This is a genomic window from Pseudomonas oplopanacis, from assembly GCF_057128725.1.
In genome coordinates, this window is the sequence record NZ_JBSKHV010000011.1 from 48,988 (window position 1) to 71,030 (window position 22,043).

General features: G+C 59.2%; 27 protein-coding genes. 10 read left to right on the forward strand and 17 right to left on the reverse strand.

From position 1 onward, the window contains the following. Positions 1–46: 46 nt before the first annotated feature. The 11 genes from ACWKV5_RS20765 to ACWKV5_RS20815 form a co-directional block, all read right to left on the reverse strand. A complete protein-coding gene (locus tag ACWKV5_RS20765; RefSeq protein ID WP_483842805.1) occupies positions 47–550 on the reverse strand; it encodes a DUF2878 domain-containing protein in 504 nt (167 codons plus the stop codon). After that, on the reverse strand, positions 543–1,814 hold the full coding sequence (locus ACWKV5_RS20770; protein ID WP_483842806.1) for a class I SAM-dependent methyltransferase: 1,272 nt from the start codon (positions 1,812–1,814) through the stop codon (positions 543–545). The genes ACWKV5_RS20765 and ACWKV5_RS20770 overlap by 8 nt, the downstream gene beginning before the upstream one ends. Then, positions 1,801–2,616, reverse strand: coding sequence for a DUF1365 domain-containing protein (locus ACWKV5_RS20775; protein WP_483842807.1), 816 nt, complete (start codon positions 2,614–2,616; stop codon positions 1,801–1,803). Before ACWKV5_RS20775 ends, ACWKV5_RS20770 begins: the two co-directional genes overlap by 14 nt. After that, positions 2,613–3,860 (reverse strand): NAD(P)/FAD-dependent oxidoreductase, encoded by a 1,248-nt coding sequence (locus tag ACWKV5_RS20780; RefSeq protein WP_483842808.1) that lies wholly within the window; start codon positions 3,858–3,860, stop codon positions 2,613–2,615. Before ACWKV5_RS20780 ends, ACWKV5_RS20775 begins: the two co-directional genes overlap by 4 nt. After that, positions 3,857–4,639: an SDR family NAD(P)-dependent oxidoreductase gene (locus ACWKV5_RS20785; protein ID WP_483842809.1), complete on the reverse strand. Its 783-nt coding sequence runs from the start codon at positions 4,637–4,639 to the stop codon at positions 3,857–3,859. The genes ACWKV5_RS20780 and ACWKV5_RS20785 overlap by 4 nt, the downstream gene beginning before the upstream one ends. Then, positions 4,636–5,058: a nuclear transport factor 2 family protein gene (locus tag ACWKV5_RS20790; protein ID WP_483842810.1), complete on the reverse strand. Its 423-nt coding sequence runs from the start codon at positions 5,056–5,058 to the stop codon at positions 4,636–4,638. The genes ACWKV5_RS20785 and ACWKV5_RS20790 overlap by 4 nt, the downstream gene beginning before the upstream one ends. Further along, complete coding sequence (phrB, locus tag ACWKV5_RS20795; protein ID WP_483842811.1) at positions 5,051–6,496, reverse strand: deoxyribodipyrimidine photo-lyase; 1,446 nt, start codon at positions 6,494–6,496, stop codon at positions 5,051–5,053. Before phrB ends, ACWKV5_RS20790 begins: the two co-directional genes overlap by 8 nt. A gap of 20 nt (positions 6,497–6,516) precedes the next feature. Then, on the reverse strand, positions 6,517–7,458 hold the full coding sequence (locus ACWKV5_RS20800) for a MerR family transcriptional regulator (protein WP_483842812.1): 942 nt from the start codon (positions 7,456–7,458) through the stop codon (positions 6,517–6,519). Further along, on the reverse strand, positions 7,459–8,421 hold the full coding sequence (locus ACWKV5_RS20805; protein WP_483842813.1) for a YbgA family protein: 963 nt from the start codon (positions 8,419–8,421) through the stop codon (positions 7,459–7,461). It lies immediately after the preceding gene. Between the two features lie 109 nt (positions 8,422–8,530). Continuing rightward, the gene (locus ACWKV5_RS20810; protein WP_483842814.1) at positions 8,531–8,746 is read right to left on the reverse strand and encodes a TIGR02450 family Trp-rich protein; all 216 of its coding nucleotides are present in this window, start codon (positions 8,744–8,746) and stop codon (positions 8,531–8,533) included. Continuing rightward, entirely contained in the window at positions 8,743–9,729 is a 987-nt protein-coding gene (locus ACWKV5_RS20815; protein ID WP_483842815.1) for an NAD(P)/FAD-dependent oxidoreductase, read from the reverse strand. Before ACWKV5_RS20815 ends, ACWKV5_RS20810 begins: the two co-directional genes overlap by 4 nt. A 196-nt stretch (positions 9,730–9,925) precedes the next feature. On the opposite strand from ACWKV5_RS20815, the gene ACWKV5_RS20820 reads away from it, so the two are divergent. Then, on the forward strand, positions 9,926–10,828 hold the full coding sequence (locus ACWKV5_RS20820) for a TIGR01777 family oxidoreductase (protein WP_483842816.1): 903 nt from the start codon (positions 9,926–9,928) through the stop codon (positions 10,826–10,828). 13 nt (positions 10,829–10,841) lie between these two features. Beyond that, positions 10,842–11,867 carry a ferrochelatase gene (gene hemH / locus ACWKV5_RS20825; RefSeq protein ID WP_483842817.1) on the forward strand — a complete coding sequence of 342 codons (1,026 nt, stop codon included), beginning with the start codon at positions 10,842–10,844 and terminating at the stop codon, positions 11,865–11,867. Between the two features lie 129 nt (positions 11,868–11,996). On the opposite strand, the gene ACWKV5_RS20830 is transcribed toward hemH, so the two are convergent. Together ACWKV5_RS20830 and upp are read right to left on the reverse strand one after the other, a co-directional pair. After that, a complete protein-coding gene (locus ACWKV5_RS20830; RefSeq protein WP_483842818.1) occupies positions 11,997–13,271 on the reverse strand; it encodes a uracil-xanthine permease family protein in 1,275 nt (424 codons plus the stop codon). A gap of 2 nt (positions 13,272–13,273) precedes the next feature. Further along, positions 13,274–13,912, reverse strand: a complete 639-nt coding sequence (gene upp / locus ACWKV5_RS20835) for a uracil phosphoribosyltransferase (RefSeq protein WP_027925972.1) — start codon at positions 13,910–13,912, stop codon at positions 13,274–13,276. A 164-nt stretch (positions 13,913–14,076) separates the two neighbouring features. On the opposite strand from upp, the gene ACWKV5_RS20840 reads away from it, so the two are divergent. From ACWKV5_RS20840 to ACWKV5_RS20855, 4 genes are all read left to right on the forward strand, one after another. Then, on the forward strand, positions 14,077–14,634 hold the full coding sequence (locus tag ACWKV5_RS20840; RefSeq protein ID WP_483842819.1) for a hypoxanthine-guanine phosphoribosyltransferase: 558 nt from the start codon (positions 14,077–14,079) through the stop codon (positions 14,632–14,634). Between the two features lie 4 nt (positions 14,635–14,638). Further along, positions 14,639–15,112: a WbuC family cupin fold metalloprotein gene (locus ACWKV5_RS20845; protein ID WP_483842820.1), complete on the forward strand. Its 474-nt coding sequence runs from the start codon at positions 14,639–14,641 to the stop codon at positions 15,110–15,112. Positions 15,113–15,224: 112 nt separating this feature from the next. Next, positions 15,225–15,710, forward strand: coding sequence for a hypothetical protein (locus ACWKV5_RS20850; RefSeq protein ID WP_483842821.1), 486 nt, complete (start codon positions 15,225–15,227; stop codon positions 15,708–15,710). A 63-nt stretch (positions 15,711–15,773) separates the two neighbouring features. Further along, on the forward strand, positions 15,774–16,061 hold the full coding sequence (locus tag ACWKV5_RS20855) for a PA4642 family protein (RefSeq protein ID WP_090180157.1): 288 nt from the start codon (positions 15,774–15,776) through the stop codon (positions 16,059–16,061). 111 nt (positions 16,062–16,172) lie between these two features. On the opposite strand, the gene mqo is transcribed toward ACWKV5_RS20855, so the two are convergent. Together mqo and ACWKV5_RS20865 are read right to left on the reverse strand one after the other, a co-directional pair. Then, entirely contained in the window at positions 16,173–17,681 is a 1,509-nt protein-coding gene (gene mqo, locus ACWKV5_RS20860; protein ID WP_483842822.1) for a malate dehydrogenase (quinone), read from the reverse strand. 738 nt (positions 17,682–18,419) lie between these two features. After that, the gene (locus ACWKV5_RS20865; RefSeq protein WP_027925979.1) at positions 18,420–18,653 is read right to left on the reverse strand and encodes a hypothetical protein; all 234 of its coding nucleotides are present in this window, start codon (positions 18,651–18,653) and stop codon (positions 18,420–18,422) included. A gap of 204 nt (positions 18,654–18,857) precedes the next feature. Here ACWKV5_RS20865 and ACWKV5_RS20870 point away from each other — a divergent pair, with 204 nt between their 5' ends. Continuing rightward, positions 18,858–19,442 carry a YajG family lipoprotein gene (locus tag ACWKV5_RS20870; protein WP_027925980.1) on the forward strand — a complete coding sequence of 195 codons (585 nt, stop codon included), beginning with the start codon at positions 18,858–18,860 and terminating at the stop codon, positions 19,440–19,442. Between the two features lie 87 nt (positions 19,443–19,529). Here ACWKV5_RS20870 and ACWKV5_RS20875 read toward each other — a convergent pair whose 3' ends face one another. Then, positions 19,530–19,736 (reverse strand): hypothetical protein, encoded by a 207-nt coding sequence (locus ACWKV5_RS20875; protein ID WP_483842823.1) that lies wholly within the window; start codon positions 19,734–19,736, stop codon positions 19,530–19,532. A 194-nt stretch (positions 19,737–19,930) separates the two neighbouring features. On the opposite strand from ACWKV5_RS20875, the gene ACWKV5_RS20880 reads away from it, so the two are divergent. Continuing rightward, positions 19,931–20,209 carry a hypothetical protein gene (locus ACWKV5_RS20880; RefSeq protein ID WP_123435105.1) on the forward strand — a complete coding sequence of 93 codons (279 nt, stop codon included), beginning with the start codon at positions 19,931–19,933 and terminating at the stop codon, positions 20,207–20,209. A gap of 64 nt (positions 20,210–20,273) precedes the next feature. On the opposite strand, the gene ACWKV5_RS20885 is transcribed toward ACWKV5_RS20880, so the two are convergent. Continuing rightward, positions 20,274–21,437 (reverse strand): 1-acyl-sn-glycerol-3-phosphate acyltransferase, encoded by a 1,164-nt coding sequence (locus tag ACWKV5_RS20885; protein ID WP_483842824.1) that lies wholly within the window; start codon positions 21,435–21,437, stop codon positions 20,274–20,276. A gap of 142 nt (positions 21,438–21,579) precedes the next feature. Between ACWKV5_RS20885 and ACWKV5_RS20890 the strand changes: the two genes are divergently transcribed. Further along, the gene (locus ACWKV5_RS20890) at positions 21,580–21,762 is read left to right on the forward strand and encodes a CPXCG motif-containing cysteine-rich protein (RefSeq protein ID WP_007947091.1); all 183 of its coding nucleotides are present in this window, start codon (positions 21,580–21,582) and stop codon (positions 21,760–21,762) included. Positions 21,763–21,774: 12 nt separating this feature from the next. Next, positions 21,775–22,035, forward strand: coding sequence for a putative signal transducing protein (locus ACWKV5_RS20895; RefSeq protein WP_123435102.1), 261 nt, complete (start codon positions 21,775–21,777; stop codon positions 22,033–22,035). Positions 22,036–22,043: the final 8 nt, after the last annotated feature.

Sequence of the window (22,043 nt, forward strand, 5' to 3'; positions counted from 1 at the left end):
AGTGTAAGGCAGTGGGCCGATGCTGTGTTAAAGGCCGGACGGACGCTCAGTCGCGGGTGTCTGAGGCTAGCCGCTGGGCCATGAAGTGAAGTGCAGGAAACAGCGCCGCCCAGAGTAGACCGATGCCGGTCAAGGTCGGCCATTGTCCATACGGAAACTGCACTCCCGCCAGTTGTCCGCCTGCGTAATACGCCAGTGGTCCGCCGACGGCACCGAGCACGCTGCCAAGCCACCAGGGGTTGGTGGTCCACGCCAGGCAATGGCGCAACGTCGTTGCCAGCAGTGCCCACAACAGAATCAGCCAAAACGGAATCAATGGCGCGGCGTCGTTGAAATCGAATACGCCCAGCCAGCGCAATGTGCTGTCGATGGTGGTGCCCAGCAGCACCACGCTGAGGATCAATCGACCTTCATCGCTCCAGTGACTTATCCACAGCAGATGAATCACCAGCACTGCGAGTGCCACCAGCAACCACGGGCCGCTGCCGCCGAGCACGCAGGCAAACCAGCCGAGCTGAAACAACACGGCATTCGCCACGCGTTCAAGCATCAAAACGGCCCAGCAGCGGCGCGGTGATCGCCGACGGTTTGGCCAATAGCAATTGTGCCGTGCCGATGGTGCGCTCCAGAAAGCCGCCTTCGCAGTAGCACAGGTAAAACTCCCACAATCGCAGGAAATAGTCGTCGTAGCCCAACTCGCTCAAACGGCCCTGGGCGCGTCGAAAGTTTTCATGCCACAGGCGCAGGGTCCGGGCGTAGTGCAAGCCGAAATCTTCCATGTGCAGCAGGTTCATGTCGGTGTCGCGACTGACGATCTCGAGCATTTTTTGCACGCAGGGCAGGGCGCCGCCCGGAAAGATGTAACGCTGGATGAAGTCGACATTGCCCTTGGCCTGTTCGTAGCGTTGTTCGCGAATGGTGATGGCCTGCAACAGCATCAAGCCGTTGCTCTTGAGTAAGTGCGCGCATTGCTTGAAGTAAGTCGGCAGAAAGCGGTGACCGACCGCTTCGATCATTTCGATCGACACCAGTTTGTCGTACTGGCCGCAGAGGTCGCGGTAATCCTTGAGCAGCAGCGTGACCTGGCCTTGCAGGCCAAGGCTTTCGATTCGTTGCGCGGTAAACGCGAACTGCTCTTTGGAGAGCGTGGTGGTGGTGACCTTGCAGCCGTAATGCTGCGCGGCGTACAGCGCCATGCTGCCCCAGCCCGTGCCGATTTCCAGCAGGTGATCGCTGGGTTTCAAGGCAAGTTTCTGGCAGATCCGTTCGAGTTTGTTTAACTGCGCCTGTTCGAGGCTGTCTTCGGGGCTCAGGAATTGCGCGGCGGAATACATCATGGTCGGATCGAGAAACTGCTCGAACAGGTCATTGCCCAAGTCGTAATGGGCGGCGATGTTCTTCTGCGAGCCCTTGCGGGTGTTGCGATTGAGCCAGTGCAGTCCTTGAACGAAAGGTCGTCCGAGTTTCGCCAGGCCGCTTTCCAGCGCATCCAGCACGTCGAGGTTGCTGACGAACACGCGCACTACGGCGGTCAGGTCCGGCGAACTCCAATAACCGTGGATGAACGCTTCACCCGCGCCAATCGAACCGTTGCTCGCTACCCATCCCCATGCTGCGGCGTCGAGGATATGAATCTCCCCCATCAATTGGCTGCCGGGCGTGCCGAAGACATGCCGTTCACTGTCTTCGATAACCACCAGTTGCCCATGTTTAAGCGCCGCAAGTTGTCGTAGCACGCCGCGACGCAGTAACGCTCCGGTCAAGCCGTGAGTGCCGGGTAGAGTGGCTTTGGCCAAAATGCTAAGGGATTTCATGACGGCGATCCTTGGAGGAAGCGGTGGCGGTTTGAAAGCTGCCAACGGCAACCCGATGAGCAAAGACCGGGGCGCGCTTGAGAAAAAGGCGTAGCGCCTGCCAGTAAATCGCCAGGCAGGTTTTCGCGGTCATCCACGGAAACTGCCGCAGATAACGGTGCAGGCTGCTGCGGTTTAACGCTTCGCGATGCAGGTTAAGCGTGGCGTCGAAGAGTTTCAGTTCGCCCTGCCAGTCCGCCATGTGCACCGCGAGCTTATTGGCGACAGGGCTGAAGCTCATTCGGTATTCCAGATCCGGCGGTAAAAATGGCGACACATGAAACGCCTTGGGCACCACGAAATGCTGATGGAAATCGAACCGGTTCTCAGGCGACCTCGCTGGCAATACATAGAGAAAGCGTTCTCGCCACGGTGTGTTAGTGACTTCGCAGACAATCGCCGCCAATTGCCCATCGGCTTCATGGCAATAGAAGAAACTCACCGGGTTGAACGACAGGCCCCAACTGCGGGCCTGTGTCAGCAGGCAGATCGACCCTTGCGGCGCATGGCCGATGGCTTCGCTGACTTGCTGGCGAACCGCATCGATCAAGCGCATGCCCTTGCCGGTAAAGGTTTTCAGGTAGTCCGATTCGCGAAACGAGAAAGGCGCAAAGCGGCTGCTGCCGGACAGGGGCGACAAGCCGAGCACGCTGTCTTGCTCGTCTAGGTCCAGGTACAGCAGGCCGATCCGGTAGCGGAATTCGTGGTGCCTTGGGGCAAACCGCCGGTGGGCAATCCAGCCGCTGTAAAGGGCGCTGTTCACAGCACTTCTCCAAAGGAGCGGGCGACTCGCAAGGCGCTGACGACGCCGTCCTCATGGAAACCGTTGGCCCAATAAGCGCCGCAAAAATGGCTATGGTGCGTGCCATCCAGTTCATCCCAGCGACCTTGCGCGGCGACGGCTGCCAGGCTGTATTGCGGATGGGCGTAGGTGAATGTGCCGAGCACCTTGTGCGGGCTGATGCCGGCGCTCTGGTTGAGGCTGACGCAAAATGTCGTATCGCTTTGCAAACCTTGCAGGATGTTCATGTCGTAGGTGACGGCGGCCAGTGTGTGACCGGCGCCCCCGAGGCGATAATTCCAGCTGGCCCACGCCCGTTTGCGCACGGGCAGCAAGCGCGTATCAGTGTGCAGCACCACTTCGTTATCGGCGTAGGGCAGGGCACCGAGGATTGCCTGTTCGGCATCGCTCGGGCTGGCCAACAGTTCCAGCGCTTGATCACTGTGGCAGGCGAAGACGACTTTATCGAAACGTTCGCTACCCGCGGCGCTGTGGATAACCACGCCCGTGTCATCGCGCTCGACACGCGTCACAGGGCAGTTGAGACGAATCCTCTCGCGAAATGAGGCGGTCAGCGGTCCGAGGTAGGCATTCGATCCGCCTTCTATCACGCACCATTGCGGACGATTGCTGATGGACAGCAGCCCGTGATTCTTGAAAAACCGGACAAAAAACTGCAATGGGAAGCGGAGCATGTCCGCCATGGACATCGACCAGATAGCCGCGCCCATTGGCACGATGTAATGCAGGATAAAACGCTCGCCGTAGTGTCCGGCCTTCAAGTAGTCGTCCAGCGTGGTGTCGGCGGTGATGCGCCCTTGGGCCAGGTCGCTCTGGGCTTCTTTATTGAAGCGCAGAATGTCACGCACCATGCCCCAGAATCCTGGCGACAACAGGTTGCGACGTTGGGCGAACAGGCTGTTCAGGTTATTGCCGTTGTACTCAAGACCAGTGTCCGGGTCCGTCACCGAGAAACTCATTTCAGTCGGTTTGAAACCTACCCCGAGCTGGCCCAGCAGGCGGATGAAATTCGGGTAGGTCCTGTCGTTGAAGACGATGAAACCGGTGTCTACCGCATAGTGCTGGCCATCGACCGACACGTCGACCGTGTGGGTGTGACCGCCCGCCCGGTCGCTGGCCTCGAACAGGGTGATCGCATGCCTGCGATTAAGCAGGTAGGCGCAGGTCAGCCCCGAGATGCCGCTGCCGATGATGGCGATGTTCATGGGATATCCCGAATCGGCGCAGGGCTGCGCACCATGCGCTTGCCGATGGCCAGTTTCACCGCGTTGGGCATTTTCGACAGCGGCCACAGCATCGCCATGAACAGTCCCGGAAACGCGATCTCCAATGGCCGGTTCTTGAGTTTGGCGAAGATGTACCGTGCCGCTTTACCCACTGGCCAACTGAGCGGCATCGGGAAGTCATTCTTGGCCGTCAGCGGTGTCTCGACGAAGCCCGGACTGACGATCGTGACTTCGATGCCTTCCGGAGCGAGATCAATGCGCAGCGATTCAAACAGGTAACGTAGCCCAGCCTTCGACGCGCCATAAGCTTCGGCGCGCGGCAGCGCCAGGTACGTCACGGAGCTCGCCACGGCGACCAGGTGCGGCGCTGTGCCTTTGCGTAGCAACGGTAACGCCGCTTCGATGCAGTAGGCGCTGGCGAGCAAATTGGTGCGCACGACGTGTTCGACAATCGATGAATCAAATTGCTGGACGTCGATGTATTCGCAGGTGCCCGCGTTGAGAATGACCGTGTCCAGCGAGCCCCATTCTGCAGCGATCTGCTCGCCGATCTCGCGCACGCACTGGCTGTTGGTCAGGTCACCGGGCACCACCAGCACTTGTCCGGGATAGCGCAGGGACAAGACTTTCAGCACCGCTACCGAGCGTGCACTGACGGCCAGGTGAGCACCGGTTTTCAGTATTTCTTCGGCCAGCGAGGCGCCAATACCGCTGCTGGCGCCGGTTAACCAATAGCGCCGGGGAGGTGTAAGACTCATCCCATTCTCCTTTTCAGCCAGGCAATCGCCCGACCCAATACGGGTAGGTGTTCGTAAATTAGCGCACCGGCATCGAAGTAATCCCGATGTCGATAAACCTTGTCGCGCCAAAGCAGGTGCGAGCAGCCGTCCACACGGATCAACTGGCCGTTGGCCAGGCGCGGGTGGCGGTAACTCATAACCCAGCGCAGATAGCCTTCGCCCTCACGGATCTGATCGAAACCGTGAAAATCGAAACGCAGATCACTGACATTGATATAGAGCTCGGTGAAGTAGCTGCGCAGCTGCACCAGACCCTGTACTTCATGCAGTGGATCGGTGAAGTGCACGTCATCGCTGTAGAGCTGATCGAGGTGCTGCAGGTTGTCCTTATCCAGGGTCGCAAACTGCTGGGCAAAACGCCGCAGGAAATCACTCATGGAGACCCCCTGCTTGCTGTCGCGATGGAAGGTCCTTGAACGCGGCCAGCGCCCGTTGTCGTGATGTACTCAGGTTGACGATCGGCGATGGATAATCCGCCACGCCGAACAACCCGCCAAGGTTGGCCGGATTGTGAACTTCCTTTTTATTGAGCCCGGCCAGTTCTGGCAACCAGTGCTTGATAAATACGCCTTCGGCGTCGAATTTCTCCGACTGGCTCAGCGGGTTGAAAATCCGGAAGTAGGGTGCCGAATCGGTGCCGGTGGACGAACTCCATTGCCATCCACCGTTGTTCGCCGCCAGATCGCCGTCGATCAAATGCCGCATGAAAAAGCGTTCGCCTTCGCGCCAGTCGATCAGCAGGTTCTTGGTCAGGAACATCGCCACTACCATGCGCAGCCGGTTGTGCATCCAGCCGGTTTCCAGCAATTGACGCATGGCTGCGTCGATGATCGGCAGTCCGGTGCGCGCTTGCTGCCAGGCCAACAGTTCTTCCGGAGCGTTGCGCCAGGCAAGGGCTTCGGTTTCCGGGCGAAAGGCACGGTGGCGGGAGACCCGCGGGTAACCCACCAGAATGTGTTTGTAGAACTCGCGCCAGAGCAATTCGTTGATCCAGGTGACAGCGCCGACCTTGCCGCTTTCGAACTCCCCCTGATTGGTTTGCAGGGCGGCGTGCAGGCATTGGCGCGGGGAAATCACCCCTGCGGCGAGATAGGCCGACAGCTGGCTGGTGCCGGGCTTGGCCGGGAAGTCCCGTTCGTCTTTGTAGTAGTCGATCTGGGCATCGGCGAAGGTGTCGAGACGGCGACGGGCTTCGGCTTCACCGGCAGGCCAGAGCGTGCGCAGGCTTTCACTCGGTGTATCGAAGCCGTCGACGCGTGAGGGAATGTTCTCGCTGTTGATTGTCAGTGGCGCCTGCACGGCGGGTGCAGTGATCAGGCTCGGCAGGGCACCGTGCAGTCTGTCGTAGCAGACCTTGCGGAACTGGCTGAAGACCTGAAAGTAAGTGCCGGTCCTGGTGAGCACGGTGCCCGGTTTGAACAGCAACTGGTCAAGGTAGCTATGGAAGTCGATGCCATTGGCTTGGAGCGCCTGGGCCACAGCCGTATCACGACGGCTTTCGTGAACACCGTACTCTTCGTTGGCGTGAACGGCGTCGACCTTCAATTGCTGACACAGCTCGAGCAGCACTTTCGGCGCTTCATCCCAGCGGGATGCCGTGCGGATCAGCAAGGGAATGTTCAGTTCGCCCAGCGCGTGGCTCAACTCGCTCAAGTTGCGCAGCCAGAAATCCACTTTGCATGGCGCATCGTCGTGTTCCAGCCACTGCTGCGGACTCAACAGATACACCGCCACCGTAGGGCCGCGAGCCGCGGCAGCCGTGAGGGCGGTGTTGTCGTGTAGGCGCAAGTCGCTACGCAGCCAGATCAATTGCATGGTGGAGTCCGCACGTTTCATTAAATTAGCCCACGCTGAACCAGATCCTGATGCGCCGATAACGGGTCTTCGGCGAAGGACAAATCAGCGATTTCAGTCGTTCTTACGGACAACTCGGCGTGGTGGATGCATACCGTTGGTCCGGCAATCATTTTTGGGCAACTGACTCCATTCAGTAGTTTTGGCAGCTGCGAAAGGTTCATGGCTTTGCTGGAATACAGCAGCACGCCGCGGGCTTGCAGGTGTTCGACCGCCATCGCCAGTTCGCCGGCGGGGAGCGGCCAGTCGAACACCTCCACCGGGCAATCGGCGCTGCTGATCAGCCAGGCGGTGAGCCACAGATGAGGTTCCAGTGGCACATCCGAGTGATTGATCAGCAACAGGGGCGCGGTGCGCAATTGACGGTTGTTATGGTAGATGCGTGCGCCGAATTTGCTGCGTAACCAGGAATAAAAGAACGCCCGCTCCATCTGCGCGCCGAATTGACCCTGCCAGCGCTGGTCCAGTTCTGCCAGCAACGGCATCAACAGGAGCTCGCACAAGGTGCGCGGTGGGTATAGCGCCATGGCTTGATTGACGGTGTCATCGAGGGTGCGTTCGTTCAGGTGTGACACCGCGTGCAGCAGTGTCTGGCGCAACACCTGCCAATCGTTTTCAACGGGTTCGCTAAATGCTTGCGGCGTGTCCAGCAGTTGCTTGACCTGGCTGACGGCAACGCCGCGGTTGAGCCAGGTGAGGATCGTCAGGATGCGTTGAACGTGTTCGGCAGAGAACAGCCGATGGCCCTTGGGTGTGCGATGCGGAACGACCAGGCCATAGCGCCGTTCCCACGCGCGCAGTGTCACGGCGTTGACACCGGTCTGGCGCGCCACCTCGCGGATCGGCAGCCAGCCGTCGTCCAGCGCCTTTTTAAAGTCGTCGCCGAGGTCTTCGCTGGCGCTGGTGTCGAGTTTGGATTTCATTTAGATCGCGTTTCGCAGGCTGAGGTTTTCCGGATGCGGTTGCAGGTAAACCTGTTGCGCAATGTAGGGATCCGGGTACTGGCGGAAGTAGTGCTTGAGCAGGGTCAATGGCACCACCAGCGGCACGATGCCTTGGCGGTATTGGCTGATGACGTGCTGCATTTCCTGTTTGTCTTCAGGGCTGATGGCCTGCTTGAGGTAGCCGCTGATGTGTTGCAGGACGTTGGTGTGGGTGCGCCGCGTGGCGCATTTTTTCAAGGCCGCCATCAGTTCGCTGAAATAGCGCGGGCCGAGTTCATCAGGATCGGACTGGCCCATGTTGCCCAGCAGATTGCCCAGGGCTTTGTATTGCACCGGGTTATGCGCCATCAGCAGGTATTTATAGCGCGAGTGGAATTCGGTGAGATCGCGGCGGGTCAGGCCTTTTTGCAGCAGTTGCTGCCAGGCGCTGTAGGCAAACACGCGCGTGAGGAAGTTTTCCCTCAACACCGGGTCGTTTAGCCGACCGTCTTCTTCAACCGGCAGGTCAGGGTGCAGTGCGCAGAACGCCTGGGAATAGAGGCCGCGTCCGCCACCCTTCACCGGTGCACCGTTGGCTTGATAGACCTTGACCCGTTCCAGGCCGCAGGAAGGGGATTTTTGCATGAAGATGTAGCCGCAAATGTCGCTCAACTGACCCGCCATTATCTGGCCGTACTCGGTGAGCGCCCGGGTGACATTAAGCTCGGCGTGAACGCTGCCGACCGCTTGCGGATGTTGCGGGTCGCCCACCAGGCGGATCGGCTCCCGGGGGATGCCGAGGCCAATGGCGACTTCCGGGCATACCGCAACGAATTCGAAATAGTCAGTGAGCGTGTCAGTGCACAACCGTGAGGCCTTGTGCCCGCCGTTGTAGCGAACCTCGGCGCCCATCAGGCAGGCGCTGATAGCGATTTTTGGTCGGGTCGCTGACTGATCGCCCATCGAGGCACCTCGAATCTAAACTTGTACAGAGTTTGTTCTCTGTACAACATAATCTTCATCATAGATTCAAAGGTGTACAAGTCAAATTGTTTGTACAAGTTTTGTGGTTCTACTTCCAGCCCAATTGCCAGATGTCGCCGTTCTTGAGGGTTCGCCAATCGAGGCGCTCACTGCGCTTGGTCAGCACCGCCTGTAGCTCGACGTCCAGCACCGTGCCTCCCTCGTCGCGGAATACCTCGGTCACCAGAAAGTGTTTTTCGCGGTGTTGCGGATGGGCTGCTGTCCACTTCGACAGCAGCAATTTGCCGGGATTGATGCGGTTCACTGCAAATGTTCATGCAACCGGCGAGCAGCTTCCTGGCCGCTCAGCCAGGCGCCTTCGACACGCCCGGAAAGGCACCAGTCGCCGCACACATACAGGCCCAGATCGGCATCGGCGAGTGCGCCCCATTCGTGGCTGCTGGCGGGGCGGGCATAGAGCCAGCGATGGGCGAGGCTGAAACTCGGGGCAGGCATGGAATCGTGCAGCAGTTCAGCGAATGCACCGTGCAGTTGCTCGATCACCGCTTCCTTGGACAGGTCGATGTGTTGCCGGCTCCAGGCGCTGGTCGCGTGCAATACCCACGTGTCCAAGGTGTTGTCGCGTCCTGGTTTGCTGCGGTTGCGGGCCAGCCAGTCGAGCGGGCTGTCTTGGACGAAGCAGCCTTCCATGGGCGTTTCCAACGGCGTTTCGAATGCGAGGGCGACGGCCCAGGTCGGGTCCATTTTCACCCCGGCGGCGGCTCCGGCCAGCTTCGACGCCGCGGCCAGCAATGCGGTGGCCTGAGGTGCTGGCGTGGCGATCACCACATGACTGAACGGACCGTGAGTGAAACCGTCGGCATCCTGCAGGTGCCAGTGTTCTTCGCCGCGATAGACCTCGGTGATCCGGCAGGCGAACTGCACTTCCAGGTCGCCGAGCAGGCCACGGGTGATGGCGCTCATGCGCGGCGTGCCGACCCAGCGCGTCTGTTCGTCCGGCGACAGGTTGAGCTGGCCACCGTGATAGGTGTAGAGCTGCGGCGTCCATTCGGCGACCCAGCCGTTGGCTTGCCAACGCTGGACCTCGGTGACGAAGCGCCGGTCGCGGGCAGTGAAATATTGCGCGCCCATGTCCAGGGCACCCGCATCACTGCGCTTGCTCGACATACGTCCGCCACTGCCGCGGCTTTTATCAAAAAGTTGCACGACATGCCCTGTATCTGTCAGGGCTTGCGCGGCTGAGAGCCCGGCGATGCCGGTGCCGATGATTGCGATAGGTACAGTCATAGGGGCCTCGTTTACCTTTCTGTACAGACTACGCCGTGGTTCAAACCTGTACAATATTGTTTTTTGGTATAACTTTTAGCGTTCTCGATCTGACAGCTTGGCCTATGGTTAAACACAGAGCCTGCCCGATACCAAAGATCCCTGCTTATAAAAATAGACTAGTGATCAGGGTTAAACGCCACGCGAGGAAGAAGTCATGCACATATTGCTGACCGGCGGTACTGGTTTGATAGGACGTCAGCTCTGCAGACACTGGTTGAGTCAGGGGCACAGCCTGACGGTCTGGAGTCGCAAGCCTGAAAAAGTCGCAAAAATCTGCGGCACTCAAGTCAGGGGAATTGCCCGGCTCGAGGACCTCGACCAAGTTCCACTGGACGCCATTATCAATCTGGCGGGAGCACCGATTGCCGATCGGCCATGGACACACAAGCGCAAGGCGTTGCTCTGGAGCAGCCGCATCACCCTGACGGAAACGCTGCTGGCGTGGCTCGAGAAACGCGAGCAAAAACCTTCGCTGTTGATCTCCGGTTCTGCGGTGGGCTGGTATGGCGATGGGGGGGAGCGTGAACTGACCGAGGCATCGCCCCCTGTCATCGATGATTTCGCCAGTCAGTTGTGCGTTGCCTGGGAAGAGACCGCCCAGCGTGCCGAGGCCTTGGGACTTCGTGTCGTACTGATTCGAACCGGGTTGGTGTTGTCGGCCGAGGGCGGCTTTTTGTCGCGGCTGTTGCTGCCGTTCAAACTGGGGCTGGGCGGGCCGATCGGCAATGGTCGGCAGTGGATGCCGTGGATTCATATCAACGATCAAATCGCCCTGATTGATTTTCTTCTGCATCAGAATGACGCCAGCGGTCCTTATAATGCCTGCGCGCCAAAACCGGTGCGCAATCGCGAATTTGCCAAGACGCTGGGCAGCGTGCTGCACCGCCCGGCGTTCATGCCGATGCCGGCCCTGGCGTTGAAAGTGGGGCTTGGCGAGTTGTCATTGTTGTTGCTGGGTGGGCAGAAGGCCCTGCCGGTTCGCGCGCTGGACGCGGGTTTCACTTTCCAGTTCACCGATTTGCGCGCGGCCCTGGACGATCTGTCCAGCCGCCTTTGAAATAGGACGTTGCATGACCGATCACGCATTGCTTCTGGTTAACCTGGGTTCACCGGCCTCCACCTCGGTGGCGGATGTGCGCAGCTACCTCAATCAATTTCTGATGGACCCGTATGTGATCGACCTGCCATGGCCGGTGCGACGCTTGCTGGTGTCGCTGATCCTGATCAAACGCCCGGAGCAGTCAGCCCACGCCTACGCATCGATCTGGTGGCAGGAGGGCTCGCCCCTGGTGGTGCTCAGCCGTCGCCTGCAACAGGCCATGACGACGCAGTGGGCCCACGGTCCGGTCGAGTTGGCGATGCGTTACGGCGAGCCGTCGATTGAAACGAAACTGGTGCAGCTGGCCGCTCAGGGCCACAAAAGAATCACCATGGCGCCGCTGTATCCACAGTTCGCTGACAGCACCACCACGACGGTGATCGAAGAAGCCAAGCGTGTGCTGCGTGACAAAGGACTCGATATCCAGCTGTCGATTCTGCAGCCGTTCTACGATCAGCCGGAATACCTCGACGCATTGGTCGCCAGCGCGAAGCCTCATCTGCAGCAGGATTACGATCACTTGTTGCTGAGCTTCCACGGTTTACCGGAGCGGCACCTGACCAAGCTCGATCCGACGGGGAAGCATTGCTTCAAGAATGAGGATTGCTGCAAGAACGCTTCGCCAGCGGTATTAGCCACCTGCTATCGCGCGCAATGTCTGCGCACGGCGTCGGAGTTCGCCAAGCGCATGGGTTTGCCAGACGGCAAATGGTCGGTGTCGTTTCAGTCGCGTCTGGGGCGAGCCAAATGGATCGAACCCTACACCGAAGCGCGGCTCGATGAACTGGCCAAGAGTGGTGTGAAGAAGATTCTGGTGATGTGCCCGGCGTTTGTTGCCGATTGCATCGAGACGCTGGAGGAGATCGGTGATCGCGGGCTGGAACAATTTCGCGAAGCGGGAGGGGAGGAGTTGGTGCTGGTGCCATGCCTGAACGATGACCCGCAATGGGCGCGGGCGTTGAGTGCACTGTGCGAAAGAGCGCCGTTGGCCCTTTAAAAGCTTCGCGAGCAGGCTCGCTCCCACAGTGGATTTTCTGTGAACACACTATTTGTGAGCACTGAAGATCAAATGTGGGAGCGAGCCTGCTCGCGAAAGCTATCTATCAGGCAACCAAGAACTTAAGCCTTACAACAGAGGCTCATCCGCCTTCTTGTGCTTCCAGCTGTCATTCCCCGGCAGCAACAGGTTCAGCGCAATCGCCACCACCGCGCACAGCGCGATGCCTTTGAGGCCGAAGTCGTCCGGGCCAGTCCCGGTACCGACCAGCACACCGCCAATCCCGAACACCAGGGTCACCGACACAATCACCAGATTGCGTGCTTCGCCCAGGTCGATCTTGTGGCGAATCAGCGTGTTCATGCCCACCGCCGCGATCGAACCGAACAACAGGCACAGAATCCCACCCATCACCGGCACCGGAATGCTTTGCAGAAGCGCGCCGAACTTGCCGACGAACGCCAGGCTGATGGCGAAAATCGCCGCCCAGGTCATGATTTTCGGATTGTAGTTCTTGGTCAGCATCACCGCGCCCGTCACTTCGGCGTAGGTGGTGTTGGGTGGGCCGCCGAACAGGCCGGCTGCGGTGGTGGCAATGCCATCGCCGAGCAGGGTGCGGTGCAGGCCGGGCTTTTTCAGGTAATCGCGACCGGTCACGCTACCCACGGCAATCACGCCACCGATGTGCTCGATGGCTGGAGCCAGGGCGACCGGAACGATGAACAGAATCGCCTGCCAGTTGAACTCCGGCGCGGTGAAGTGCGGAATGGCGAACCACGGGGCAGCGGCGATCTTCGCGGTATCGACGACACCGAAATAGAAGGCCATGGCAAAACCGACCAGCACGCCGGAAATGATCGGCACCAGGCGGAAAATGCCTTTGCCGAACACCGCGACGATCAGGGTGGTCAGCAGCGCAGGCATCGAGATCAGCATCGCCGTCTGGTAATGAATCAGCTCAGTGCCGTCGCCGGCCTTGCCCATTGCCATGTTGGCAGCAATTGGCGCCATGGCCAGGCCAATGGAGATGATCACCGGACCAATCACCACCGGCGGCAGCAGACGGTCGATGAACCCGGTGCCTTTGATCTTCACGGCCAGGCCGAGGAAGGTGTAGACGAAACCGGCCGCCATTACGCCGCCCATGGTCGCCGCGAGGCCGAACTGGCCCTTGGCGAGAATGATCGGGGTAATGAAGGCAAAGCTCGACGCCAGGAACACCGGCACCTGACGCCCGGTGACGATCTGAAACAGAATCGTCCCCAGGCCCGCAGTGAAGAGCGCGACGTTCGGGTCGAGGCCGGTAATCAGCGGCATCAACACCAGGGCGCCGAAGGCCACGAACAGCATCTGTGCACCCGACAGCACCGTGCGCCAGAGCGGATCGTTGAACTCTTGCTGCATGCTCAAGCGTCCTTCTGCTTGGTGCCGAAGATCTTGTCACCGGCATCGCCCAAGCCCGGGATGATGTAGCCGTGTTCGTTCAGTTTTTCATCAATGGAGGCGGTGTAGATGGTCACGTCCGGGTGAGCCTTCTCCACGGCGGCGATGCCTTCCGGCGCGGCGACCAGCACCATGGCGCGGATGTCGCGGCAACCGGCCTTTTTCAGCAGGTCGATGGTGGCGACCATGGAGCTGCCCGTGGCGAGCATCGGGTCGATGATCATCGCCAGGCGCTCGTTGATTTCCGGGACCAGTTTTTCCAGGTAGGTGTGGGCCTGCAGGGTTTGTTCGTTGCGGGCCACGCCGACGGCGCTGACCTTGGCGCCCGGGATCAGGCTCAGCACGCCTTCGAGCATGCCGATACCGGCGCGCAGAATCGGGACTACAGTAATCTTCTTGCCGGCGATTTTCTCGACCGACACGGTGCCGCACCAGCCTTCGATATCGTAGGCTTCCAGCGGCAGGTCTTTGGTGGCTTCATAGGTCAGCAGGGCGCCGACTTCCTGAGCGAGCTCACGGAAATTCTTCGTGCTGATGTCTGCACGGCGCATCAGGCCAAGTTTATGACGGATCAGCGGGTGGCGGATCTCGAGGATGGGCATGGGAAAGGCTCCGGCGGCGGGCAAAAAAACCGACCTAGATTAATCTATCCGAGGGTGTTGTCCTATAGACATACAGTACGTTAGTCCACAAACGCTTGATCTGGCCGGGCGGGATGCGTACCTTTGCCCGCTTTTCCTGTCCGCCACCCCCCTTGGAGAGCGCCATGTCCGCTGATCTCGAGCATATCCGTCAAATCATGCGAGAGGCTGACTGCCTGTACACCGAAGCTGAAGTCGAGGCGGCCATCGCCCGCGTCGGTGCACAAATCAACGATCAACTGGCGGATTCCAACCCGGTAGTGTTCTGTGTGATGAACGGCGGCCTGATTTTCTCCGGCAAGCTGCTGACCTATCTGAACTTCCCACTGGAAGCGTCCTACCTGCACGCCACTCGTTATCGCAACGAAACCAGCGGCGGCGACCTGTTCTGGAAAGCCAAGCCGGAAGTGTCGTTCATCGACCGTGACGTCCTGATCATCGACGACATTCTCGATGAAGGTCACACCCTGGGCGCAATCATCGACTTCTGCAAACATGCCGGCGCGCGCAAAGTGCACACCGCCGTGCTGATCGACAAGGACCACGACCGCAAGGCTCGCCCGGACCTGAAAGCCGATTTCGTCGGCCTGCCGTGCATCGACCGCTACATCTTCGGTTACGGCATGGACTACAAAGGCTACTGGCGTAACGCTAACGGGATCTTTGCTGTTAAAGGAATGTAATTGTATGACCACGCCGAGCTTTCTTGATCAAACCCTGTTCACAGAGCTGGCCGAGAAAGCTGCGGCTAATCCTCGTGGGCGTCAGCATCACAACTTCCATCAGATGGACGACGCCTGTCATCGGATGGTCGTGGGTTTGCAGCCCGAGACCTACATCCCGCCTCACCGGCATTTGGCTGAAAACAAGGCTGAAACCTTGCTGGTCCTCAAAGGGCGGCTGGGGGTGTTGATCTTCGACGAGTCCGGCACGGTGGTGAAAAAGCAAATCCTGCAGGCCGGCGGCGATTGTGTCGGTGTGGACCTGCCCATCGGCGTATTCCATGGATTGGTGGTGCTGGAAGCCGACAGCTTGATGTTCGAATGCAAGGCCGGCCCTTATCGCCCGGTGGGTGAAGGTGAGCTGGCTCACTGGGCGCCCCGTGAAGGTGAGCCGGGTGTGGCTGAGTATCAGGCGTGGATGCGCGCGCAGTTCGACTGATGTTCACCCCTGTGGGCGCGAGCAGGCTCGCTCCTACATTATTGGATGGCGTCCACAGAAGTATTTTCATAAGTCCGTGATAAAGTCCCCGGCCTCGTCTTCGGAGCCCGTCATGAGCCTTTTGATCCGCAGCTGCGCCGCCCTGTTGCTGACCCTCAGCCTGCCACTGGCGGCTGCCCCGGCGCCGATGCACGCACAGTTTCTGCCACCCGATGACCTGACCCTGCGCGACGCCGAGCCCGAGCAGCAACAACTCCTGCAGGTCACCGAGTATTCGGTAGTGGTGGGCAGCCAGCGCCAGTCCAATCAACAGCCCATTCCCGTCACGTCACCGGTGCTGATCCGCCTCAAGGGCAAATCCTTGAACAAGGGCGCGACCATCAGCCAGGTACTGGTCAACTTCGATGGCGAAAGCAAAAGCCTGAAAAAACCGGTCTACGACGACAAAAGCAAAACCCTGACGTTGTTTTACCCGATGGCGCAGTACCGCGTGGTGATCGACTTGTTGCGCAATGACACGGTGTATTGCCAGTTCCTCAGTTATGCCAACGGCCATGTCTGGGCAGATTTGCACACCGGTGCCGCTCGCGCGCGTTGAGCCCGGCGTCAAGGGAGGGGTAAACTGCCCGCCCTGTGTAATGTCTGCGAGCTGGAGTCGGCAATGCGTAAAGATAAGAAACAAGTGATTGGTGACGAGATCGGCGACGAGCAGATCAAGTTGTTCCTCGATTTCGAGCCAGTCGACGCCACTTCGCCGTCGCTGCACAAGCTGATCAAGGCCTACCGCGGCCTGCGCATCGATGACTTCGAGCGTTTTCTGACGTTCTTCGTCGAAGCCGGCCTGGACCTGGACGGCAAGGATGAGCACGGCAATGACTTCGTCGCCCTGATCAAGGATCAGCGCAATGCGGCCGAATACATCGAGCTGATCGCCAAGGCCCGCGGCTAGCCCGGTACTTGTGGCGAGGGAGCAAGCTCCCTCGCCACAATGGTTGTTTCACCGGCCATAAAAAAAACGCCCCGCTCTCACTGAGAACGGGGCGTTTTTTATGGGGCCGAATCAAGCGTAGCTTTCGGTCTCGTTACTGGCTTCAACCAGTTCCAGCGCGATGTTGTTGTGCGCATTGATCTTGCGATACAGCGCCGCGTCGGTTTCCAGGACCTTTTCACGAGCCGGGAAGATTTCGGCCAGTTTGGCCGCCCACTCACCGGACGCTTTGCTCGGGAAGCATTTTTCGATCAGCTCAAGCATGATCGAAACCGTCACCGAAGCACCCGGGGAAGCACCAAGCAGGGCCGCAAGGGAACCGTCCTTGGCCGCGACCAGTTCGGTACCGAATTGCAGGACGCCGCCCTTTTTCGGGTCTTTCTTGATGATCTGCACTCGTTGGCCGGCCACTTCCAGGCGCCAGTCTTCGGCTTTCGCTTCAGGGTAGAAGCGACGCAGGGATTCCAGACGCTGCTCCATCGATTGCATCACTTCGCTGACCAGGTACTTGGTCAGGTCCATGTTGTTTTTCGCCACGGCCAACATCGGGCCGATGTTGCCGGCGCGAACCGACATCGGCAGGTCCATGAAGGAGCCGTGCTTGAGGAACTTGGTGGTGAACCCGGCGTAAGGTCCGAACAACAGGGACTTGCTGCCATCGACGACACGGGTGTCCAGGTGCGGCACGGACATCGGTGGCGAACCCACGGCAGCCTGGCTGTACACCTTGGCCTGGTGGTGCTTGACCACTTCCGGGTTATCGCAACGCAGCCACTGGCCACTGATCGGGAAGCCGCCGAAGCCTTTGCTTTCTTCGATACCCGAAGCCTGCAGCAGCGGCAATGCCGCGCCGCCAGCGCCGAGGAAGACGAATTTGGCGTCGACGTCACGGGTGTTGCCGCTGTTGACGTCCTTGATGCTGACAGTCCAGCCGCCGTTATTGCGCTTCAGGCCAGTCACGCGCTTGCAGTACTTGACCTGTGCGTCGGGCGCGCTGGTCAGGTGCTTGAGCAGTTGATTGGTCAAGGCGCCGAAGTTGACGTCTGTGCCATTCATCACGCGGGTTGCCGCGACGACTTCGTCGGCGGGACGGCCCGGCATCATCAGCGGCATCCAGTCGGCCATCTTGGCTTTGTCTTCGGTGTATTCCATGTCCGCGAAGGCGTGGTGCTTGCTCAGCACCTTGAAGCGTTCCTTGAGGAAGGACACGCCACCGTCGCCTTGCACGAAACTCAGGTGCGGCACCGGGCTGATGAACGACTTGCAAGAACCGAACGTGCCTTTCTTGGTCAGGTAGGACCAGAACTGCTTCGACACTTCGAACTGAGTGTTGATGTGCACGGCTTTCTTGATGTCGACGGTGCCATCGGCAGCCTGTGGCGTGTAGTTGAGCTCACACAGCCCGGCGTGACCGGTACCGGCGTTGTTCCACGGGTTGGAACTCTCCGCAGCACCGGAATCCATCAGCTCGACGACTTCCAGCTTGATCGCGGGGTCGAGCTCTTTGAGCAATACCGCCAGGGTGGCACTCATGATGCCGGCCCCAACCAGTACTACGTCGACTGCTTCGTTATGCGCCATTTAACGCGTCTCCAAAATCTGCAGCACCAAATTGTCGGCATGGCGGCCAGGCGTTCAGGGGCGTGTCAGTGATGCCCCAGGTACCCATGGCCAGTATTGCCATGTCCGAATCTTCGCAATTTTTTGCAACTTCGACGGACGCTACCGGCCGGGTCAATGAGGTCTATGAACTCATTTGAACGCGCGACTGGCAATTCGACTTATGGTCGATACATCCATTTGTGCAACCAAATCCGTAGCGGACAGGCTTCAGGCTCCGGTATTCGAGGAACGCTCGGTCCTGTGTCGTTGGGCTGTTTCAGACGCTAATGGTGCATGTTCAGACGCAAAACTATTCATTTGCTCGCCACACTCTTGTGAAGTTGTGAAAACCCGTTTTTTTCACGCTCTTTTGAAGACGTGAACCTCAAAAAAGGGCTGTCCCAGCCTGGCACCGTGCCCGGATGGATTGCCGTCATGGGGTACATGACTGACAAAACGGGCAAACAGCTCAGTGACCGAGCGTAATGACAGCTCTGCAGATTCGCGAAAAGCAGGGTTTTTGCTCAGGGAACAGCAAGCGCGCCAGCTTCACTCGATCTGTGTGGGCGGCTCTCTGTGGGCGGTGCGGGGTGTCAATACCAAGGCATTGACGATGCTGCGAGGCCCGATCAGGAGACGTCCTTATAATCGGGGGGAGATTGTATCTAAGAAACGCAGGGAAATGGACGTGTTTAATGACTTTTATTAGGCGTTCGGTCAGGTGGTCAACAGATGTTGCACCCGTGCGCGTGGCTGGCGGGTGCTGACGCGGGCGCTAGGGGGCAGAGGTTGATGCAACCAGTTGAGACGGATTTCTTCGATTTCGACCCAGCTATCGCCCATCGGCTGGAGGCTGCACTGCTTGAACGCCTGGCAATGACCATTGCTGTCGAGCAGGGCAAAGCAACGGTGCAGCGGGCGTGGCGCGAACAATGAGATGAGGTAGCGCATGGCGAAGTACCTGATGGGGGGCTGCAGTGAAGTGTGCCCACTAGCCGTTACGTGCCAGTGTATGGGCGATGACAGCTGTGTGACAGGAACCGCTTTCCCAAGGGTTTGTCAGACATTTCAGTATTGATTGAAGGCCACTGGTTCGCCGCAGTGGCCCACCGCTATACTGCGGGCCTGTTTGTGCCTGATTCTGGAGAGAAGCGCATGTTGCAACGCCTGTTGTTCGGTTTGATCACTGTGACCAGTTTGACCCTTGTCGGCTGCGCCCACAGCCCGCAACAACTGAACCCTGAGCCCAAGCTGACGACTCAGCTGGCGCCGGTCGGCCATGGCCAGCCAGTGGTGGTGCGTGTGGTCGACGGTCGTCCGTCGCCAACGCTGGGCACGCGCGGCGGCCTGTACCCGGAAACCAGCGCGATCACCGTGCAGGGCGCGCAGATTCTGCCGAAGCTGCAGGCGCAGGCCGAAGCGGCCGTGCGGTTGCTGGGCTTTACCCCGACCAACAATGCACCGAACGCCCCGCAAATCACCGTGACCCTGGCCGAGCTGAAATATCAGTCGCCTAAAGAAGGCATGTACGTGACCGAAGCGACCATCGGCGCGACCTTCCGCTCCGATGTGCAGAACGCCAATCGTCGTTACAGCGGCCGTTACGGTGCATCGCTGGACCAGCGTTTCGGCATGGCGCCGAACCAGGAAACCAACACCAAACTGGTCAGTGACGTGTTGAGCGATGCGTTGACGCGTCTGTTCAAGGATCCGACTGTAGGTCAGGTTCTCGGCGAATAAACGTTCGCTGAAACCAAAAAAGCCCGGAGCCAGCAATGGCCCCGGGCTTTTTCATTCAGGTGTACACCCACAGGAAATGTGGGGGTGTCAGGCAGCTTCGCAGTAGAAGTCCAGCACACTCACCCCGGTCAGCAAATCCGTCTCAGGCAAATCCGCATGTTGATGCCCGCCCAGTGCGCAATACACCAGCCAGTGACGGTCCTGAACATTGAAGGCGAGGCTTCCCACAAGGTTTTGTTGTTCGTCGCTCGGGGCAATGAGGTACAGGCGATCCTGGTTTTCAGCGTGAAGCATGACGATATCCGTGTCTGTTTTCGTGGGGCGGGAGACTGACGGATTCAGATGACGAAGCTGTGACTCAGGTCAGGAATCTGCCAAATGGTCAGTTATTTGTCGTAAAGCGGGTGCAGGAGGGGAGGCATTCGGTAGAATCCGCGCCGCAGTCGTCGGTTCGGCGCCTGCCACACCTGTTTTGTTTGAGGTCCGTGATGTCGCTGCATTTGATGACGCTGTTTACCGCCCATCCCGCCAAACTGGTCAATCTGCTGGCCCTGCTGCTGGCCTTCCCCGGCAGTTGGCTGCTGCACGCCACTCGTCGCCGCGAACAACGCGCCATGGCCAGTATCGTGTCCCAGCGCCAGAGCCAGCCCAACGTCGAACCGACCCTGGACTGGGCGACCTTGCGCATGAACCGCTTTTTCTATCGCTTCGGTTTCGCCTGCCTGGGGCTGGCGTTGCTGGTGTCGTGGATCAGCACGCGGGTCTGACAGCAAAGACTGCAGCAATGAAAACAGCGCCCTAGGGCGCCGTTGTCGTATCCAGTCTGAAGCCTTACAGCGGCAACCCGGCCTTCACCCGGTACTGATTGCGCACCGGCGTCGCATATTGCAGCACCAGGAACGGACGATGTTCCTCGGGGCAGCCCTCCAGGCGCTTGTTCCATTCTTCCTGCGCCTTGGCCAGTTCGTCGGCCGCAAATACTTCAGACGCCTTGGGCACCTGCAATTGCGGGTCGGCGTCTTTCCATTGGGCGTAGGCCAGGTAATGCACCGGGAACAGGCGATAGCCACCGAGGATTTGCTTGTCCATCTCGACCGCCAATAGCTTGGTGTCTTCGAACAGCTCGGTGATCGGCGCGGCGAAGTTCACGTGGACCCGGCCCTTGTAGCCGGTGATGCCCTTGGCAATGCTCACATCGTCCTCGCCCGGCACTTTGGTGTAGCTGCCGGTGGTGGCGCGGATGAACAATTCTCGTGCCTTGGCCTGATCGCACGGGTCGTATTCGTAGCTGATCGACACCGGGGTGAGATTCAGCGATTGAATGACTTCGCCGAACGGCTCGTCCTTGCGGCTCATGTGGAACATCTTGAGGATGGCCGACTCGGTACGGTCGTCGCCGTCCTTCGCCCGGCCTTCAGCCTGGGCGATCCAGATCGACGCGCAATCGTTGCGGATCGAGTGGTTGATGTAGGCCGACAACAGTTGATAAGCCGCCATCTTCTCGCGCCGACCGGTGATCGAACGGTGCACGATGAAACTCTTGTTCAGGCGCATCAGGTCGCTGACGAAAGGCTTTTGCAGCAGGTTGTCGCCAATGGCAATGCGCGGTGTCGGCAGGCCGGCGTGGTACACGGCGTAGTTGACGAAGGCCGGGTCCATCACGATGTCGCGGTGGTTGGCGATGAACAGGTAGGCGCTGCCGGACTTGAATTGCTCGACGCCGGTGTAGGTGACACCGTCTGTGGCGCGTTCGATGGTGTGGTCGACGTACATCTCGACCTTGTCCTGCAACGTGGCCACCGAATGCACGCCCGCGAACTCGCGGCGCAGCCGATGAGCTATAAGAGGTTTGAGCATCCAGCCGAAAGCACCGGCAAAACGCGGGAAGCGGAAGTGGATGAGGATATCTAGAAACGCCTTGTCACCAAGCAACCTGTCCAGTACCGCTGGGACTTCGCTGTCGTTGTAAGGTCGGATGGCATCGAATTCGCCCATCATGCTCTCTTGTTAGAAACGGCTAGGGTAAGTAAAGGTTTTGATCAAAAACCGGCGGGGCACGGTCTGAAAAAATAGCCAGACAAAAATAGCCCTGCAAATAGACCGGCGATTATACGCACAAGTCACCTGGGAGACCGCGATGCTGGAAACCGAGCGCTACGAATGTCCGTATTGTGGTGAAGAAGCAGAGGCGGTACTGGATTTGTCCGGAGGCGATCAGACCTATATCGAGGATTGTCCGGTGTGTTGTCGGCCAATAACGTTTGTCCTGCAGACCGACGGTCAGGAATGGATGCTCGAAGTTCACAGTGAAAACGAATGAAAGGGGCACCCGATGCAGCGAATCTACGAGCCAGAAAACCTGATGGAAGGCGAGTTACTGCAAAGCATGCTGGCCAGCGAGGGCGTCGAGGCGCATCTGGTGGGGCGCGATTTGCTCGGCGGCACCGGTGAGCTGCCGATCTTCGGCCTGTTGGGTTTGTCGGTGGATAACGACCAGGCCGAATACGCCCGTGAGCTGATCACCGCGTACAATGCCGCGCTGCCGCTGCCCGGCGATGAACCGGAAAGCTTTCCCGGCACGCTGGTCTGTTAGGCTGGCGT